Raw genomic sequence first — 17,610 nt, forward strand, 5'->3', positions numbered from 1 at the left:
GGCATGACTTTTTCGCGCGTTGGACGCGCGGCAGTGGCCGCGCTACTCATCGGACTGAGCACGGGAGCACCGGCGGTATTCCTGGGCACGGCGGTCGCACAGGCGGCGCCGGCGGCTTCCTCGATCACGGCGAAGGTGACGGATGACTCGGGCGTGCTCTCGTCCTCGCAGAAGTCCGACTTGGAGTCGCAGATTGCGCAGCTGCAGTCTTCCGATCAACGTTTGCTCTACGTCGTCTACACCACGGGCCTGGATTCCCAGGTCGAGTCCTACGCGGAGTCGATTGTGGACTCGCGCGGTACGAATACGGCGGCGTTCGTGGTGGATACCCAGGCGCGTAAGGCGACGGTGAGCGTGGGTTCTGAGTGGCCGTCGGGCTCGCAGGACAAACTCTTTGAGGCCGCCTATGATTCGCTCGCTGCCTCCGATTGGGCTGGAGCGGGCAGCGCTGTGGTGGAGGCGGCATCGGGAAGCTCCGGCTCGGGTAATGGCGCGCTGTGGCTGGGTGCCGGCGGTGCGGCTGTGCTCGCGGCGGGCGGCGGCGCGTACGCGATGTCGAAGCGGAAGGCTAAGAAGGAGACCGCGGCGACGGTCGAGTCCGCGCGCGAGATCGAGCCGACGGACACGACGGCGCTGGCGCGCTTGCCGCTGCCGGTGTTGGAGGAGCTCGCGCAGGAAGAGCTCGTGTCCACGGATGAGTCCATTCGCCGTGGCAAGGAGGAGCTCGACATTGCGATTGCGGAGTTCGGGCCGGAGCGCGCGCGGAAGTTTACGGCGGCGATGAACCAGTCCACCTCGACCCTGCAGCGTGCGTTTGCGACGCATAAGCAGATTGAGGCGCAGCGTGGGATGCCGGAGGCGCAGAAGCGTGAGCTTTTGGTGTCGATTGTGTCCTCGTGTGGGCAGGCGGATGATGCATTGGATGCGCAGGCAGCTGAGTTCGCGTCGATGCGCGACTTGTTGGTCAATGCTGGTTCGAAGCTCGATGAGTTGACGCAGAAGACGGTGGATTTGAGGGCGCGTATGCCGCAGGCGACGGCGACGTTGAATTCGTTGCGGGAGCAGTACTCGGAGGAAATGCTGCAGTCGATTGCGGATAATCCTCAGATGGCGTCTGTGTCCTTGGATGAGGCGGAGAAGTCCTTGGCGTTGGGTCGTTCGTTGCAGTCGAAGCCGGCTGGCCAGCAAGGCGGGCTCGTGGGGGCGATTCGTGACTCCGAGCACGCGATTGAGGTTGCGGACCGGTTGCTGTCGGCTGTGGAGAACGCGCAGTCCACGATCACGACGGCGCAGCAGGGTCTGTCCGCGCTCATTGCAGAGGTTGATGGCGAGATTTCTGAGGCGCGTCAGATTGAGGCGCAGGGTCAATCCCAGGGGACCTCGGCGGACTGGGCGTCCTTGGAGGCGTTGTTGTCGGAGGCGTCTGCTGCCGCTGAGGCGGCGCGTGCGGGTGGCGCGGCGGATCCGTTGGGGCATTACACGACGCTGATGTCCCTGGACGGGCGGCTCGATGAGGCGCTGGATACGGTGCGTGAAGTGACGCAGACGCATGCGCGCCAGCTGGATATGTTTGCGCAGCAGATTTCGGTGGCCTCGTCCACGATTCAGGCGGCGGAAGACCTCATCTCGGCGCGTGGTCGTTTGGTTGGTGCCTCGGCGCGTACCGCGTTGGAGGATGCAAAGCGTCTGCATGCGCAGGCGTTGCAGCAGCGTGACCGTGATATCCGTAGTGCCTTGGATTTGGCACGTCAGGCAGTTGCCGCGGCGCAGGAGGCGCAGCGTCGTGCGCAGAACGATATCGACGACTACCGCCGGCGCCAGCAGCGCCAGCAGATGGCGTCCGGTGCGGGTGACCTCATCACGGGCATGGTCATTGGACAGATGCTCGGCGGCGGTGGGCACCGTGGTGGCTACGGCGGAGGCTTCGGTGGTGGCTTCGGCGGAGGTGGCTTTGGGGGCGGTGGTGGTTCGAGGACGGGTGCGTTCTAGTCCTCGGGCGTTGTCCACAGGTTTGAGGGGCATGGTTGCCCACTACATTGTGCAGGGTGGCGGTTATCCACAGGTATGCAGGGTGCGTGCTTGCGGGTGGCCGCCGTTGTGGGTTTTCTATGGGGTATGAAACTCATTGCATTGCACGAAGCAACACACGAAACACTGGCATTAGTCGCTGCGGGGCAGCTCATTCAGGTCGCGGGCGGGTTCGCGTGCGACCGAGCGGAGTGGGAAGCACTCGCCTATCACGAACAACAGGAATGGCGGGTGCGCGCGGCAGGATTATCGGTCCGGAAGGCGGTGCTCGTGGGAAAATCCGCAGCGCGTATCCATGGACTATGGGTCCTCTCGGCGCGTGAGGAAGACGTCGAGCTCACGTTGCCGGCAGGCGGCTTGCCGCGTCGGATGCAGTGGAGCGCGGGATATCGGTATAGGCGATTGATCTTGGCGGATGACGACTATCGAGAGATTGACGGTCTGCGGGTGACGTCTCGGCCGCGGGCGTGCATCGATACGGCGCGCTTCCACGGTTTCGCGGACGGTCTGGTGGCGATGGATTCGCTGCTACGGCAAGGGTACTACCGCGAGCATGTCTCACTTGTGATTGCACGGATGGGGCGGTGTAAAAACATCACGGTCGCGCGACGGTGCCTCGAGTTGGCACTGTCGACGTCGGAGTCGCCGTATGAGTCTTTTGCGCGGGCACTGCTCATCGAGGCGCTTCCGGGAGCGGCGGTTCGGCCGCAGGTGCGGGTGCTGCCAGGGGTTCGTGTAGACCTGCTCGTGGACGAGCACGTGGTCGTGGAGATTGACGGCGACGTGAAATACGACGGGCAGACGTATCGCGGGACTGAGGAAACCATCGTGGCGGAGCGAGCGCGCGAGAAGCAACTCCACAACGCGGGGTATCAGGTGGTGCGCTACTCCCCTGCCCAATTACGCCGGGAGCCGGAGCGCTTTATCGCGGAGGTATCGGCGGCGCGTGCGCGGAAAGCGGCGTAAAAGAGACAAAAGCAATGTGCCGTTGGCACTATGCGCTGGTCGTGGAATTCGGGTGAATTAACGCGACCAGCGCATATGGCTATTGGGACATTGCCTTTGTCGGGGATAGATGGTTGTGGAGGCCGTGGGGGTGGTTGCCGGTGGTTACATGCGGCGGATGTGGCCGGAGTTGTCGACTTCCATGCAGCACCACGTGAGGAAGACGAAGTCCACGTCCGGGATGGGCATATCCTGCGGGTGGTCGAAAACCTCGAGGGTGGAGCCGTGGGGGCGGGTGCGGGCGACCACGTTGCCTGCGGCGTCGATGATGGCGCGCTCACGGCGCAGGCGCCGGGTGCGGTTGAGCGTGTAGCGGCGGGTGCCGCACACGGCGGAGAGCCGGTTGACGGAAAAGCCGGTTTGGGCGACGGTGAAGACCTCGCCGTCGGAGGTCGTGGCCTTGATGACCAGCTGCATGTCGTCGCGGGTGACCTCAGTGAGGATTTGACCGTGAGCGAAGTGGATGACGTGCTCGAGCACGGCGGCGGCCTCGGCCCCGCCGGGGTCCGTGAGGCCGTCGTGGCGCCAGGTCCAGTATTCAGTCGACATGGTGACCTAGCCCAGGAACAGCGCGCCGACGGCGACGAGGGACGCGAGAACGAGCGTGGCGATCCAGGCGACGGCGCCGCTGGAGGTCTTCGCCTCAAGGAGGAGACGCGTGAACCAGCTGAGAGCAGCGACTTCCTCGACGGAGAGGTCGTGGTCGGTGTGGTCGCCCTCGAATTCGAGGATGGCCTCGCGCACGCCGCGGTTCTTCGAGGTGAACTGGGCGACCTTCGTGCCAGAGGCGTCCTCAATAATCCAATTGCCGGAGGTCTCGCAGATAAACGCGAAGGTGCGGCCATCGAGAGAGGCATCGAGCCGCTTGTCGCGGCTGGGGTTGCCGGCGAGGCGGAAGACGCGGTCATCGGCAAGAGTGGCAGAGGCGCCGAGGTCCGAGGCGTCGAGGCGCCAGTAGGCGTCAGCAACGGTGGCGGAAGACTCGGTAAACTCACCGATCGGCTCTGCGGCCTCCGCGAGCAGACGCGGGGCGGAGCGATCGGTGCGATCCCAGCTCGTGTAGTGCATGCTTAGCAGCCCACCAGGCGGGCGGCGAGGTAGGACTCGAGCTCGTCGATCTTCACACGCTCCTGCTCCATGGAGTCGCGCTCGCGCACGGTGACGGAGCCGTCCTCAAGGGAGTCGAAGTCGTACGTGACGCAGAACGGGGTGCCGATCTCGTCCTGGCGGCGGTAGCGGCGACCGATGGCACCGGACTGGTCGTAGTCCACGTTCCAGTTGGCGCGCAGCTTGTTGGCCAGCTCCTGGGCCGGGGTGGACAGCTCTTCCTTCTTGGACAGCGGAAGAACGGCGACCTTGACCGGCGAGAGGCGGCGGTCGAGGCGCAGGACGACGCGCTTGTCGGTGCCGCCCTTGGCGTTGGGAACCTCTTCCTCGTCGTAGGCATCGACGAGGAAGGCCATCATGGAACGGCCGAGGCCGGCGGCCGGCTCGATGACGTAGGGGATCCAGCGCTCGCCGGTGGTCTGGTCGAAGTAGGACAGATCCTCGCCGGAGCCCTCGGAGTGGACGCGCAGGTCGTAGTCAGTACGGTTTGCAACACCCTCGAGCTCGCCCCACCTGGAGCCGGTGAAGCCGAAGGCGTACTCAACGTCGACGGTGCGCTTGGAGTAGTGAGAGAGCTTTTCCTTGGGGTGCTCGTAGAGGCGGAGGTTCTCCGGGTCGATGCCCAGGTCGACGTACCAGTTGTAGCGGTCATCGATCCAGTACTGGTGCCACTCTTCGTCTTCGCCCGGCTTGACGAAGAACTCCATCTCCATCTGCTCGAACTCGCGGGTACGGAAGATGAAGTTACCCGGGGTGATTTCGTTACGGAAAGACTTGCCGATGTTGGCGATGCCGAACGGCGGCTTCATGCGCGAGGAGGTGAGGACGTTTTTGAAGTTGACGAAGATGCCCTGGGCGGTCTCCGGGCGCAGGTAGTGCAGGCCTTCCTTGTCATCGACGGGGCCGAGGAAGGTCTTGAGCAGGCCGGAGAAAGCCTTGGGCTCGGTCCAGTTGCCCGGCTGGCCGGTCTCCGGATCGTTAATGTCAGCGAGACCGTTGGGAGCAGGGTGGCCGTGCTTCTCCTCGTAGGCCTCGAGGAGGTGGTCAGCGCGGTAGCGCTTGTGGGTGTAGAGGGACTCGACGAGCGGGTCAGTGAAGACCTCGACGTGGCCGGAGGAGACCCACACCTGGCGCGGCTGGATGACGGAGGTGTCGACGCCCACGACGTCCGAGCGAGACTGGACCATGTGGCGCCACCACTGGCGCTTGATGTTTTCCTTGAGCTCGACACCCAGCGGGCCATAGTCCCATGCGGAGCGGGAACCGCCGTAAATCTCGCCGGCCTGATAGACCAGGCCGCGGCGCTTGCACAGGCTAACAACGGTGTCGATGACGGATGCCATGATTCCTTTTACACTCCTACGGATCGGATTCGCGGTTGAGGGCGAATCGTCGGACGCTTGCAATAGCCTCCTATCCTAGCCTGTACGGGGGCAGACCGGGTGGGAAGGGGTGGAGGGAAACAGTGCACGTTCCTAACACTATGGGTGAAATGTGTAAACATTATCACTAGCCGCAGGTGAATAACATCAATGGGAAAGTGGGGAAAATTCACCCAGGCTTTTCCAATGTTCCACAGTAACTTCCCAGCTAAGACAAGTATGTACAGCAAATGGTCGATTGATATAGTGTCTAGGTCATACACGTCGACGGAGGATTTACCGTGCCCAACACACTCCCCACTGCAGACGAGCTGAAGAACGCTGAGCATCTGTTCAGCGCGCTCGACTCGCCGCTGCGTCTGCGTATCCTCATCCTGCTGGCCGATCGCGGCCACTTCGTCCACGAGCTCGTGGGCAAGCTGGAGAAGTCGCAGCCGCTTATCTCCCAACACCTGCGCGTGCTCAAGTCCGCGGGTCTCGTGCGCTCCGAGCGCTCGGGCCGCGAGGTCATTTATTCACTGTCCTCGCCGAAGTCAATCCGCCTTATCACCACGGCCGCGAAGCTCGAAGAAGAGCTCATGGCAGCAAGCGAGAACTGATTTTCAAGTTATATGCGTTAAGATAACCGTATGACTTTGCAGTCCAATATTCCGAAGCTGGGTGCGCGCAATACGAAGCAGCGCACTGCCGTCGTCGAGGTTCTTCGCGAGATGGATAATTTCGCTTCGGCCAAGGACATTCACCAGGAGCTGCAGGCGCGCGAGGCCAAGGTGGGTCTTACCACCGTCTACCGCACCCTCCAGTCCCTGTCCGAGATCGACGCAGTGGACGCGCTTCATATGCCCACAGGGGAGACGCTCTACCGCCACTGCGAATCGAGCCACCATCACCACCACCTCGTGTGCACCAAGTGCGGTCGCACCGAGGAAATCGATGGCGGCCCCATCGAGGCCTGGGCAAAGGAAATGGCCAGCAAGTTCGACTTCGAACTCACTGGCCACGACGCCGAGGTCTTTGGCATCTGCGCGCAGTGCCGCGCGAAAGCAGCTTAACGCTAATTCTTTTTGACGCCGCCGAAGCGGCGGTCGCGGCGGGCGTATTCCTCGACCGCGGCGAAGAGATCCTCCGGCGTGAAATCTGGGAAGAGCTTGTCCTGGTAGACCATCTCCGCGTACGCGGACTGCCACAGCAGGAAGTTGGACGTGCGCTTCTCGCCGGAGGGGCGCAGGAACAGGTCTACGTCAGGCATCTGCGGGTCGTAGAGATACTGCGCGATGGTCTTTTCGTTGATGGAGCCCGGCGTCAGCTGACCGGATTGGATATCCGTGCCGAGCTTACGGACGGCATCGACAAGCTCGGCGCGGCCGCCGTAATTGACGCACATGGCCAGCGTCATGCGGGTGTTGTCTTGAGTGAGCTCCTGGGCGGCCTCGAGTTCCCTGATGACGCTGCGCCAGAGGCGGGGGCGGCGGCCGGCCCAGACGACGCGGACGCCGCGCTCGTTGAGCCAGTCGCGCTGGCGGCGGATGACGTCGCGGTTAAAGCCCATGAGGAAGCGAACTTCCTTGGGGCTGCGGCGCCAGTTCTCCGTGGAGAAGGCGTAGGCGGACAGGTACGGGATGCCCATGGCAAGGCAGGCGTCGACCGCGTCGAGGAGGACCGCCTCTCCCCTCTTATGCCCTTCCGTGCGCTCCATGCCGCGCTCTTGGGCCCAGCGCCCGTTGCCGTCCATGACGAGGGCGATGTGTTTGGGGAGGAACTCCGCGGGGATCTCGGGCGGAGTGAGGACTCGGTTCGGGTCAGGCGTAATCACCCGCCCGATCTTACTCGACTCGCTATTGGTCCATGACCGCCAGTGCGGTCACTTTGCGCTCGATGTGCCACTGGAGGTGCGAGGTGGCGAGCCGGTGGCCTTCCGCTTCCTGTACGGGTGTGGGTGTGCTGGGGTGTCCGTGCGCAAGTAGCCAGAGGTGATGGAGGGTCTCCGGGTCGACCTCGGCGGCGCCGGGCGGGCGGCATTCGTGGCAGGCGGCGCCGCCGATGGCCGGGTGGAAGGCGTGATGCGGGCCGGGTCTGCCGCACTGGGCACAGTCGAAGAGGCTCGGCGCCCAGCCAGAATGGGCCATGGCTTGAAGGAGAAAGCGGTCGAGGACGCGTGTGGGCGGCTCGTGTTGGAAGTCGCGGAAGGCGGCGACGATAGCCTCGTAGAAGTAGGGGTCGGTGTCGAGGGCGAGTTTTTCGGCGGCCTCGAGAGCGGCGCAGGCGGCGGTGTAGCGCTCGTAATCGTCGATGATGTGCGCGCCGTAGTAGCCCACGGTGTCCGCTTGGGAGATGGTGTGGAGGCTGCGGCCCTCGTAGAGCTGCACGTCGAGGTCGACGAAGTGCTGTAGGCGCGAGCCGAAGCGGGACTTGGCGCGGCGCACGCCCTTGGCGACGCCGCGCACGAGTCCGTGGTGGTGCGTGAGCAACACGATAATGCGGTCGGCCTCGCCGAAGTCGTATGTGCGGATGACGACGGCGCGATCCCGGAAGTTGGGGCGACCGCCGCTGCTTTTCGGGCGCGAGGTACGAGCGCCCGCGCCTGTGGGCTTAGAAGCCAAGGCGTCCCAGGAATTTCGGGTCGGACTGCCAGTTCTTCAGGACCTTGATGCGCAGGTCGAGGAAGACGTTGTGGCCGAGCAGCGCGATGATCTTCTTGCGGGACTCGCCCATGATGCGGTTGAGGCGGCGGCCGTCCTTGCCTTCGATGATCTTCTGCTGGCCGGGGCGCTCGAGGTAGATGATCGCATGGATGTTGAGGACGCCGGGGCGCTCGGGGTTGGGCAGCATTTCGTCGATGCCCACGGCGACGGAGTGCGGGAGTTCGTCCTTGAGGCCGGCGAGAGCAGACTCGCGGATGAGCTCGGCGATGCGCTCTTCCTGGCGCTCGTCCGTGACGTGGTCGTCCGGGTAGAACTTGGGGCCTTCGGGCAGGGCGTCGCGGATAACACCGACGAGGTCGTCGACCTGGGTGCCGTCCTTGGCGGAGACGGGGATGACCACGGCGTCAGGGTCGTGCTCGGTGAGCAGCTCGTGGAGGGCGAGCAGCTGAGCGCCGACCTGGTCACGGGAGCCCTTATCGAGCTTGGTGACGATACCGATGATCTTCGTCTTCGGGGCAACCTCACGGACGTTGTCGAGGATCCAGCGGTCGCCGGGGCCGATCTTCTCGTCGGCGGGGATGGTCAGGCCGATGACGTCGACGTCGGCGTAGGTGTCTTTGACGATCTCGTTGAGGCGCTCGCCCAGCAAAGTGCGCGGACGGTGGAGCCCTGGGGTGTCGACGACCACGATCTGGCAGTCCTCACGGTGGACGATGCCGCGGATGGGGCGACGGGTGGTCTCCGGCTGGTTGGCCGTGATGGCAATCTTCTCGCCCACAAGGGCGTTGGTGAGCGTGGACTTGCCAGTGTTGGGGCGGCCTACAAAGGACACGAACCCGGAGCGGAAGCCCTCGGGCGTGTCGGTGTAGTCGCGGTAATCAAGTGCTGCCTCGTCGGGCAGGTTCTCGAAGGCGGCGTCAAAGTGGTCTGCAGGAGTGGCTGCGGGTTTGTCGGCCGGGTTCGATTCGTGGGGGTCTGTATCGTTCATCGCCTCCACATCATACCCGCTCGGCGGGGGTTTTCACGATCCCTTCTAGAGATCCTCGACGTCGGTGACGGAGAACTGGAGCTGCGGGTGCTCGAAGTAGTCTTGGGCGGCGATGAGGCACAGCTCATCCGACTCGGCCTCGTAGGTGACGTTGAGCAGGTCCCAGACGGAGGACGCGGTGGCCTTGAGCGCGGCCTTCGCGTCACGGGTCTTGGTGTAGTGGCCGGTAAAGAGCGCGGCGGTAACGTCGCCGGAGCCGTTACGCTTGAACGGCAGGCGCGGGGTCGCAACGATAAAGGCGCGCTCGCCGTCCACGGCGAGCATCTCGATGGTGTCCTCCGGGGTCTCCGGGCGGTTGACGGAGGTCACGAGCACCGTGCGGGGGCCGATCTCCTGGGCGACCTTGACGGCCGCGAGGGTCTGCTCGAGGGTGCCGGTCTCGTGCTCGGTGAGGTAGCCCAGCTCGAACTGGTTGGGCGTAATGATATCCGCGACGGGCACGACCTTATCGCGCAGCAGCGGCGGGATCTCGTCCGAGACGAAGCAGCCGGACTTCGCGTTGCCCATGACCGGGTCGCAGGCGTAGAGCGCGTTGCCGTTGACGGCCTTGATGCGGCGCACAGCGTCGACGATGGCGCCAGCGATGTCCGAGCCGCCCTGGTAGCCAGAGAGGATGGCGTCGATCCTGGGGAAGGCGCCGCGCTTCTCGATGCCGTCGACAATCGAGGTCACCTCGGTGCCCGGAATCATCGGTCCGCCCCAGTCACCGTAGCCGGTGTGGTTGGAGAAATTCACCGTGTGGATGGGCCACACCTCGTGGCCTGCGCGCTGAAGCGGGAAGACTGCGGCGGAGTTGCCGACGTGGCCGTAGGTGACGTGGGACTGAATTGACAGAATATTCATGGGACTCATTGTGCAACGATTCACACGAGCGCACCAAGATTTGGGCAAATTACTTGTCGGTCTCCGTTGACTCCTCCCCCAGGGCCGCGCCGATGAGTCCCTTAAACAGCGGGTGCGGGCGCGTGGGACGGGACTTGTATTCCGGGTGCGCTTGAGTGGCGACCATGTACTTGTGGTCGGGGTACTCGACGAACTCGACGAGGTTGCCGTCGGGCGAGGTGCCGGAGAAGACGAGGCCGGAGCCTTCCGTGATCTGCTCCTTGTACGCGTTGTTGACCTCATAGCGGTGGCGGTGGCGCTCGGAGACCTCGGTCGTGCCGTAGGCCTGGGCGACCGTGCTGCCCTCGGCGAGGACGGCCGGGTAGGCGCCCAGGCGCATGGTGCCGCCCAGGTCTGCCTCGCCGGCCACGGCCGCTTTCTGCTCGGCCATGGTGGCGATGACTGGGGTGCTGGTGGCGGGGTCGAACTCGGTGGAGGAGGCATCGGAAAGCCCGGCGTGGTGGGCGGCCTCGAGCACCATGGACTGGAGTCCCAAGCACAGGCCAAGGAAGGGAACGTCATTCTCGCGGGCGTAGGTGACGGCGGCGAGCTTGCCCTCGATGCCGCGCACGCCGAAGCCGCCGGGGACGATGATGGCATCGAGGTCCTCGAGCTCGCTCGTGTCCTCGGCGATGGTGTCGGCGGCAATCCAGCGGACGTTGGCCTTGGCGTGGAAGGCGAAGGCGGCGTGGCGGGTGGCCTCGGCGACGGAAAGGTAGGCGTCCGGCAAGTCGATGTACTTGCCCACGATACCCACAGTGACCTCGCGCTGCGGGTTGTGGACGCGGTCGAGGAGGTCGCGCCACTGCGTCCAGTCCACGTCGCGGAAGGGCAGGCCCAGCTTGCGGATGACGAAGGTGTCGAGATGCTCGCGGTAGAGGACCTCCGGGATGTCGTAGATGGACGGGCTATCCGGGCAGGAGGTCACGCCCTCTTCCTCGATGTCACACATGAGCGCAATCTTGGCCTTGAGCGGGGCCGGGACCTCACGGTCGCAGCGCAGGACCACGGCGTCCGGCACGATGCCGATGCCGCGCAGCTCTGCCACGGAGTGCTGCGTCGGCTTGGTTTTCAGCTCCCCACTGGGCGCCAGGTACGGCACGAGGGAGCAATGGATGAAGAAGACGTTGTCGCGGCCCACGGTGTGGCGGACCTGGCGCACCGCCTCGAGGAAGGGCTGGGACTCGATGTCGCCCACGGTGCCGCCGATCTCGCTGATGACGACGTCCGGGGTGTTGCCCTCGGCATCCGGCTCGCCCATGGCGATGACTCGGGACTTGATTTCGTCCGTGATGTGCGGGATGACCTGGACGGTCTTGCCCAGGAACTCGCCGCGGCGCTCCTTGGCGATGACGGTCGAGTACACCTTGCCGGTGGTGACGTTCGCGTTCTTGGTGAGGTTGCGGTCGAGGAAACGCTCGTAGTGGCCGAGGTCCAGGTCGGTCTCGGCGCCGTCCTCGGTGACGAAGACCTCGCCATGCTCGAACGGGTTCATGGTGCCCGGGTCCACGTTGAGATACGGGTCGAGCTTTTGCATGGTGACGGACAAGCCGCGGGCGGTGAGCAGCTGGCCAAGGCTGGCGGCGGTGAGCCCCTTGCCCAGCGAGGAGACAACGCCTCCGGTGACGAAAATGAACTTAGTCGGCGTAGCAGACATGGGGGTCCTCCTGGTGGGGACGGACCTGCGTGTACCGCGAAAAATGCGGAATCCCGCAGGTGAACTAATTACCTACGGGATTTCAGGATAACACAGAACGTGAAAATTCAACAATAAGAAGACAGATATTACTCCCCTTGCGGTTCCCCCACCGCCGGAATCCCACCACCGGGCACCTGCTTGTCCAGGTTCGCGCGCTCGGCGGCGTCCGGGAAAGCCTTAGGACCGGAGGGCTTCGGTTGGAAGCTCAATCCTCGTTCCTTCACGTCGTCGTACCAGTCCGCGAGCAGCTCGTTCTGGAGGCCGAACATTTCCTTCTCTTCGGCTGGCGTCGCATGGTCGTAGCCCAGCAGGTGGAGGCAGCCGTGGACGGTGAGCAGGGCCAGCTCGTGTCCCAGCGAGTGGCCAGCGGCCGTGGCTTGACGCTGCGCGAACTCGGGGCAGAGCACGATGTCGCCCAGCATGGCGGGGCCGGGAGCGGCGGCATCGGGACGCCCGCCCGCAGCCCCCGGGGTGATCTCATCCATGGGGAAGCTCATGACGTCGGTCGGGCCGTCGAGGTCCATCCAGCGCACGTGCAGGTCCGCGATGGTCGCGAGATCCACGGCGGTGATGGTGCACTCCGCGTCCGGGTTCACGTCCATGCGGCCGAAGGCGTAGGAGACGACGTCGATGAGCATTTCTTCGTTGACGCCGTCGTAGCCGCACTCGTTCAAAAACTCGATGCTCATTCTTGATCCTTCTTCCGTTCTTGCTCTGCGTCGAAGCGATCGTAGGCACCCACAATGCGCCCCACAAGCTGGTGGCGCACCACGTCGTCGGCGCCCAAGTCCGCGAAGTAGATATCGTCAATGCCGTCGAGGATACGGCGCACGATGCGCAGGCCAGAGACCTGACCGCGCGGGAGGTCGACCTGCGAGATATCGCCAGTGACCACGATCTTCGAGCCGAAGCCCAGGCGCGTCAAGAACATCTTCATCTGCGCAGGCGTGGTGTTCTGCGCCTCGTCGAGGATGACGAAGGCGTCGTTTAACGTGCGGCCACGCATGTACGCCAGCGGGGCGACCTCGATGATGCCGGCCTCCATGAGCTTGGGGATGATCTCCGGATCGAGCATGTCGCGCAGCGCGTCGTAGAGCGGGCGCAGGTACGGGTCGATCTTGTCGTTCAAGGTGCCCGGCAGGAAGCCGAGCTTCTCCCCCGCCTCCACGGCCGGGCGGGTCAAGATAATGCGCGAGACGTCCTTGTTGTGCAGCGCCTGCACGGCCTTCGCCACGGCGAGGTACGTCTTACCGGAGCCGGCCGGGCCAATGCCGAAGACGACCGTGTTGTTATCGATGGCGCGCACGTACTCGGACTGGCCGACGGTCTTAGGCCGCACGGTCTTGCCGCGGCGCGAGACAATATCCGCGGCGAGCGCCGCGGAGACCGACTGCGGGGCCTCGACGGCGACCATTTTCACGGCGTGCTTGACCGTCTCCGGGGAGATGGCGTGTCCGCGGCGCGCAATGGACTCGAGCTCGTCCAGAACCTTGGCCGCACGCGCGACCTCGTAGTCCGGTCCCGTGATGGTCACGGTCGTCCCGCGTGCGAAAAGGTCCGCATCGAGCTGATTGTTGAGGACCCGCAGGTTGGCATCCGCCGTGCCCAGCACGGCGGCGACATAGGCGGAGTCCACCTCGATCTTCTGAGTGATAATTGGCACGAGTCCCAATCTACCAGCGCGAGGTCCGCACCCCGATGGCGGCCAAGGCCACCATTGCTGCCGATGCCGTCCGCACAACCTCCGGCCCCAGCTTCACCGCCGTTGCCCCCAGCTTCGCCAGCTCTGTGCTGCCGATGCCGCCCTCCGGCCCGATGAGCAGGTACACCGTTCCTTGTAACTCGACATCGCGCAGCGATGTCGTTGCGTCTTCGTGGAGGACGTAGGCAGTCTCGCCAGTGATGAGCTCGGCGACCTGTGCGGTGCTTAAGGGACCGGTGACCTCAGGCACGCGCGCCCGGCGCGACTGCTTGGCGGCAGCGGTCGCCGCAGACTGCCACTTGGCGAGCGCCTTGGGAGCCTTCTTCGCGTCCCACTTGGCGATGCACCGGTCCGCCTGCCACGCGATGATCCCATCCGCGCCGGCCTGCGTCGCGAGGTCGACGGCAAGCTCGGCGCGCTCGGACTTGGGGATCGCCTGGATGACAATGACCTTGGGGTCGGGCTCGGGGACGGTCTCGATCTCGTCGACGCGCGCGACGAGCGCGTCCTTGCCGCGCACCTCGGTGACGGTGACTGTGGCGAGGCGCCCGGCGGCATCGGCAAGCTGGATGCGCTCGCCGGGCTCGACGCGCTTGACCGTGACGGCATGGCGGCCCTCGGGGCCGGAGAGCTCAACGATATCACTCTCGCTCGCGCCAGCGAGCGATTCTACGCGGAAGACGGCAAGGCTCATTTAGCGGCGGAACCTTGCGCGCAGGCGGTCGAAGAAGCTGTCTTCCTCGTCCTCGGTGTGGATGGCGGTGGTGTGCTCAGTGCGGTCGCGGACCTCTTCGAGCAGCTCGCGGGACTTGGAGTCGAGGTCGGTAGGCACGACGACGTCAACGTGCGCGAGCAGGCGGCCGCGGCCGTCCGTGCGCAGGCGCGGCATGCCCTGGCCCTCGACGGAGATTGTCTGGCCCGGCTGCGTGCCCGGCTCGATCTCAACCTCGAGGTCCGTGCCGTCGAGCTGCGTGACGGTGAAATTCGTGCCCAACGCCGCGTCGACCATGGGGACGCGGACCGTGACGTGCAGGTCGTCCGCGTCACGCTCGAAGACGGGGTGGCGCTGCGTGTGGACCTCGACGAAGAGGTCGCCAGCCGGGCCGCCGCCGTGTCCGACCTCGCCCTGGCCCGACATGCGAATGCGCATGCCGTCGCCGATGCCAGCCGGGATATTGATGGTGAGATCGCGGCGCTTCTTTACGCGGCCGTCGCCACCGCAGTGGCCGCAGGGGTCCTTGATGACTTCGCCGTAGCCCTGGCACGTCGGGCAGCGGTGGGAGGTCATAACGTTGCCGAGGAAGGAACGCTGGACCTCCTGAACCTCGCCGGCGCCGTGGCAGGTCTCGCAAGTCACGGGCTTGGAGCCGGACTCCGAGCCGGAGCCGTGGCACGTGTCGCAGAGCACGGCCGTGTCGATGGTGACGGGCTTCTTCGCACCAGCAAACGCCTCTTCGAGCGTGATCTGGGTGCGCAGCAGCGCATCCGAGCCCGGCTGCACGCGCGAACGCGGGCCGCGAGACGCCGCGCCGCCACCGAAGAACTCGGCAAAGATGTCGCCCAGGCCGCCGGTATCGAAGCCGCCGGCGAATCCGCCGCCAGGCATGGACCCGCCCTGCTCCATGGGGTCGCCGCCGCGGTCGACAATCTGGCGCTTCTGCGGATCAAGCAGGATCTCCTGGGCGAGCGAGGCCTCGCGGAACTTCTCCGCGGCCTCCGCGTCGTCCGGGTTGAGATCCGGGTGGTACTTGCGCGCTAGCTTGCGGTAGGCCTTCTTAATCTGTTGATCGGTAGCGTCTTTGTCCACGCCGAGAATGCCGTAATAATCACGAGCCACGGGAAATTACCAGTCCTTTACTCAATCGTCTTCGGGGATCGTTGCGAGTTTACTCGCCCGCCACGATGTCACTCACATAGCGTGCAACAGCAGAAACCTTGGAAATTGTTCCCGAATAGTCCATAAACGTCGGTCCTACGACGCCCATGCCGCCCAGCGCCGCGCCATCAGTGCCGTACGCAGTGGCGACGACGGACGCGCTGCGCAGGCGATCCTCCTCATGCTCGTCGCCGATAACGACCGAGACGTTGCCCAGATCCGGGACCTTGGACAGCAACTTGAGCACGACGACCTGCTCCTCGAGGGCCTCGATGATCCCGGGCAGGCGCTGCGGGAAGTCGCGGGCCACGCGCGTGAGGTTCGAGGCTCCCGCAATGATGAGCCGGTCCGCGGGGTGCTCGACGAGTGTTTCGATGAGCGTCGTCGCGCAGTTGAGCACGTGGCCGCGCAGGTCGAGCGGCGCCTGCTCGGTAAGCTGCGCGAGCTCCACGGAGGCCTCGTCGAGCGTGCGACCCTCGAGCGCCTGGTTGAGCAGATTGCGCAGGCGCGCGACGTCGTCCGGCTCGATGATCTGGTCGAGCTCCACGTTGCGCTGGTCCACGCGGCCGGCGTCCGTGATGAGCACGAGCAGCAGTCGCACCGGGGAGAGCGCCACGACCTCGCAGTGCTTGACGCGCGAGACTTTGAGGTTCGGCATCGCGACGACGGCGGCTTGCTTGGTGAGCTGCGCGAGCAGCCGCACGGAGCGGCGCAGCACGTCTTCCAAGTCCACGCCGTTCTCGAGGAAGTGCAGGATGGCTTGGCGCTCCGGCTTGGACAGCGGCTTGATGTGGTGGAGCGTGTCCACGAAGTGGCGATAGCCCGCCTGGGTGGGCACGCGCCCTGACGAAGAGTGCGGCTGCGTGATGAGCCCGGCGTCCTCGAGGACCGCCATGTCATTGCGAATGGTCGCCGAGGACACGCCCAGCTGGTGGCGCTCGAGCAGCGCCTTGGAGCCCACCGGCTCCTGGCTCGCAATGAAGTCCGAGACGATGGCGCGCAGGACCTCGCGGCGCCGCGCTTCGGTTGAGGTAGACATGCCCGTTAGTGTACTTCGTCGCCTCGTTCCTCGGCGACGAGCAAGTCGGTGATTATGCCGTCAGCGAGCAGGCGGCCTTCCTTTGTTACTCGCAGGCGACCGCCTGCGAGTTCGAGGAGGCCGCTGTCGATGAAGCGGTCACGGGTCTGCGTCGCGTTGTCGCTTATCCAGTCCGCCGGGATGCCCTCCCGCAGGCGCAGGCCGAGCATCACCTTTTCCTCGTGGCGTTCCTCCGGCGTGAGCGTCTCTGATTCTTTGATGGGCAGCTCGCCGTGCGCGAGGGCGTCGACGTAGCGGCGCGGGTGCTTGACGTTATAGAAGCGCTCGCCGTCGAGGTGCGAGTGTGCGCCGGGGCCGGCTCCCCACCAGTTGCCATCGACCCAGTAGATGCGGTTGTGCTGGCACTCCCCGCCGGGCTTCGCCCAGTTAGAGACCTCATACCAATCGAAGCCGGCGGCTTCGAGGCGCGTGGAAATCATCTCGTAGCGGCGCGCGAGGACGTCCTCGTCCGGCGCCGGCAGCAGCCCCTTGTTCACCTTGCGGGCCATGCGGGTGCCGTCTTCGACGATGAGCGAGTACGCAGAGACGTGGTCGACGCCGGTCTCAAGGACGCGGTCGAGGGTTTCTTTGACCTCGTCATCCGTTTCCGTGGGCGTGCCGTAGATCATGTCGAGATTCACATGCTCGAAGCCCGCGTCTTTCGCCTCACGCGCGGCGTCGAAGGCGCGGCCGGGCGTGTGAACGCGCTCAAGGATTCTTAAGACGTGCGAGGACGCGGACTGCATGCCCAGCGAGATGCGCGTGAAACCGGCGTCGCGGAGCGCCGCGAAGTACTCGGGGCTCGTGGATTCGGGGTTCGACTCGGTCGTCACCTCGGCGCCGGGCTGGAGCCCGAAGGTGTCCTTGACCTTGTTCACAATGCGTGCCAGGCCTTCCGAGCCAAGCAGTGAGGGAGTGCCTCCGCCGATAAAGACGGTATCGGCACGCTTCGGCGCGCGCGCAGCGGCCAGCTCTAGCTCGCGGTCAAGCGCGTCGAGGTAGGCGCCGATGAGCTCGGTGCCCCCTAATTCATTCGGCGTATAGGTATTGAAGTCGCAATATCCGCAGCGTGAAGAACAAAACGGGACATGGATATAAACGCCAAACGGAGGATTCATAGCGTTTTAGCCTAGCGTGCGTGTACGCTATTTCTCATCTTTT

Annotated in this window: 18 protein-coding genes; 4 read left to right on the forward strand and 14 right to left on the reverse strand. The window is 64.8% G+C overall.

All coding sequences use genetic code 11. The features are described 5' to 3' along the window. The first annotated feature begins 3 nt into the window (after window positions 1-3). Complete coding sequence (locus ABJ196_RS06970) at window positions 4-1,989, forward strand: TPM domain-containing protein (protein ID WP_347305801.1); 1,986 nt, start codon at window positions 4-6, stop codon at window positions 1,987-1,989. A 126-nt stretch (window positions 1,990-2,115) separates the two neighbouring features. Further along, window positions 2,116-2,994 (forward strand): hypothetical protein, encoded by an 879-nt coding sequence (locus ABJ196_RS06975; protein WP_347305802.1) that lies wholly within the window; start codon window positions 2,116-2,118, stop codon window positions 2,992-2,994. 144 nt (window positions 2,995-3,138) lie between these two features. On the opposite strand, the gene ABJ196_RS06980 is transcribed toward ABJ196_RS06975, so the two are convergent. From ABJ196_RS06980 to ABJ196_RS06990, 3 genes are read right to left on the reverse strand one after another with little or no spacing between them, the layout of a single operon-like run. Beyond that, window positions 3,139-3,582 carry a hypothetical protein gene (locus ABJ196_RS06980; protein ID WP_257054451.1) on the reverse strand — a complete coding sequence of 148 codons (444 nt, stop codon included), beginning with the start codon at window positions 3,580-3,582 and terminating at the stop codon, window positions 3,139-3,141. Between the two features lie 6 nt (window positions 3,583-3,588). Then, window positions 3,589-4,101, reverse strand: coding sequence for a hypothetical protein (locus tag ABJ196_RS06985; RefSeq protein WP_347305803.1), 513 nt, complete (start codon window positions 4,099-4,101; stop codon window positions 3,589-3,591). A 2-nt stretch (window positions 4,102-4,103) separates the two neighbouring features. Then, window positions 4,104-5,483 carry a glycine--tRNA ligase gene (locus ABJ196_RS06990; RefSeq protein ID WP_347305804.1) on the reverse strand — a complete coding sequence of 460 codons (1,380 nt, stop codon included), beginning with the start codon at window positions 5,481-5,483 and terminating at the stop codon, window positions 4,104-4,106. Window positions 5,484-5,803: 320 nt separating this feature from the next. On the opposite strand from ABJ196_RS06990, the gene ABJ196_RS06995 reads away from it, so the two are divergent. Then, window positions 5,804-6,121, forward strand: a complete 318-nt coding sequence (locus tag ABJ196_RS06995; protein WP_066511531.1) for a metalloregulator ArsR/SmtB family transcription factor — start codon at window positions 5,804-5,806, stop codon at window positions 6,119-6,121. Between the two features lie 30 nt (window positions 6,122-6,151). Then, complete coding sequence (locus ABJ196_RS07000) at window positions 6,152-6,574, forward strand: Fur family transcriptional regulator (protein WP_347305805.1); 423 nt, start codon at window positions 6,152-6,154, stop codon at window positions 6,572-6,574. Between the two features lie 2 nt (window positions 6,575-6,576). Here the strand turns inward: ABJ196_RS07000 and ABJ196_RS07005 are convergent, their stop codons facing one another. The 11 genes from ABJ196_RS07005 to hemW all read right to left on the reverse strand — a co-directional run bounded on the left by ABJ196_RS07005 (window position 6,577) and on the right by hemW (window position 17,567). Beyond that, on the reverse strand, window positions 6,577-7,335 hold the full coding sequence (locus tag ABJ196_RS07005) for an isoprenyl transferase (protein WP_257069529.1): 759 nt from the start codon (window positions 7,333-7,335) through the stop codon (window positions 6,577-6,579). A gap of 22 nt (window positions 7,336-7,357) precedes the next feature. Next, window positions 7,358-8,122: a DNA repair protein RecO gene (gene recO, locus ABJ196_RS07010; RefSeq protein WP_347305806.1), complete on the reverse strand. Its 765-nt coding sequence runs from the start codon at window positions 8,120-8,122 to the stop codon at window positions 7,358-7,360. After that, window positions 8,112-9,152 carry a GTPase Era gene (era, locus tag ABJ196_RS07015; protein ID WP_347305807.1) on the reverse strand — a complete coding sequence of 347 codons (1,041 nt, stop codon included), beginning with the start codon at window positions 9,150-9,152 and terminating at the stop codon, window positions 8,112-8,114. The genes recO and era overlap by 11 nt, the downstream gene beginning before the upstream one ends. A gap of 45 nt (window positions 9,153-9,197) precedes the next feature. Continuing rightward, window positions 9,198-10,055, reverse strand: coding sequence for a pyridoxal kinase PdxY (gene pdxY, locus ABJ196_RS07020; RefSeq protein ID WP_347305808.1), 858 nt, complete (start codon window positions 10,053-10,055; stop codon window positions 9,198-9,200). A 49-nt stretch (window positions 10,056-10,104) separates the two neighbouring features. After that, window positions 10,105-11,751, reverse strand: coding sequence for a CTP synthase (locus tag ABJ196_RS07025; RefSeq protein WP_347305809.1), 1,647 nt, complete (start codon window positions 11,749-11,751; stop codon window positions 10,105-10,107). A gap of 128 nt (window positions 11,752-11,879) precedes the next feature. Beyond that, the gene (gene ybeY, locus ABJ196_RS07030) at window positions 11,880-12,482 is read right to left on the reverse strand and encodes an rRNA maturation RNase YbeY (protein WP_347305810.1); all 603 of its coding nucleotides are present in this window, start codon (window positions 12,480-12,482) and stop codon (window positions 11,880-11,882) included. Continuing rightward, window positions 12,479-13,456, reverse strand: a complete 978-nt coding sequence (locus ABJ196_RS07035) for a PhoH family protein (protein ID WP_347305811.1) — start codon at window positions 13,454-13,456, stop codon at window positions 12,479-12,481. Before ABJ196_RS07035 ends, ybeY begins: the two co-directional genes overlap by 4 nt. 10 nt (window positions 13,457-13,466) lie before the next feature. Beyond that, entirely contained in the window at window positions 13,467-14,189 is a 723-nt protein-coding gene (locus ABJ196_RS07040; RefSeq protein WP_347305812.1) for a 16S rRNA (uracil(1498)-N(3))-methyltransferase, read from the reverse strand. Beyond that, complete coding sequence (gene dnaJ / locus ABJ196_RS07045; RefSeq protein WP_347305813.1) at window positions 14,190-15,332, reverse strand: molecular chaperone DnaJ; 1,143 nt, start codon at window positions 15,330-15,332, stop codon at window positions 14,190-14,192. It abuts the gene before it with no gap. Window positions 15,333-15,381: 49 nt separating this feature from the next. Then, window positions 15,382-16,410 (reverse strand): heat-inducible transcriptional repressor HrcA, encoded by a 1,029-nt coding sequence (gene hrcA, locus ABJ196_RS07050; protein ID WP_347305814.1) that lies wholly within the window; start codon window positions 16,408-16,410, stop codon window positions 15,382-15,384. Between the two features lie 5 nt (window positions 16,411-16,415). Further along, window positions 16,416-17,567 carry a radical SAM family heme chaperone HemW gene (hemW, locus tag ABJ196_RS07055; protein WP_347305815.1) on the reverse strand — a complete coding sequence of 384 codons (1,152 nt, stop codon included), beginning with the start codon at window positions 17,565-17,567 and terminating at the stop codon, window positions 16,416-16,418. Window positions 17,568-17,610: the final 43 nt, after the last annotated feature.

This window comes from Corynebacterium sp. SA-MJD20WY100, from assembly GCF_039822565.1.
In the GTDB taxonomy this organism is placed as follows: Bacteria; Actinomycetota; Actinomycetes; order Mycobacteriales; family Mycobacteriaceae; genus Corynebacterium; species Corynebacterium phoceense_A.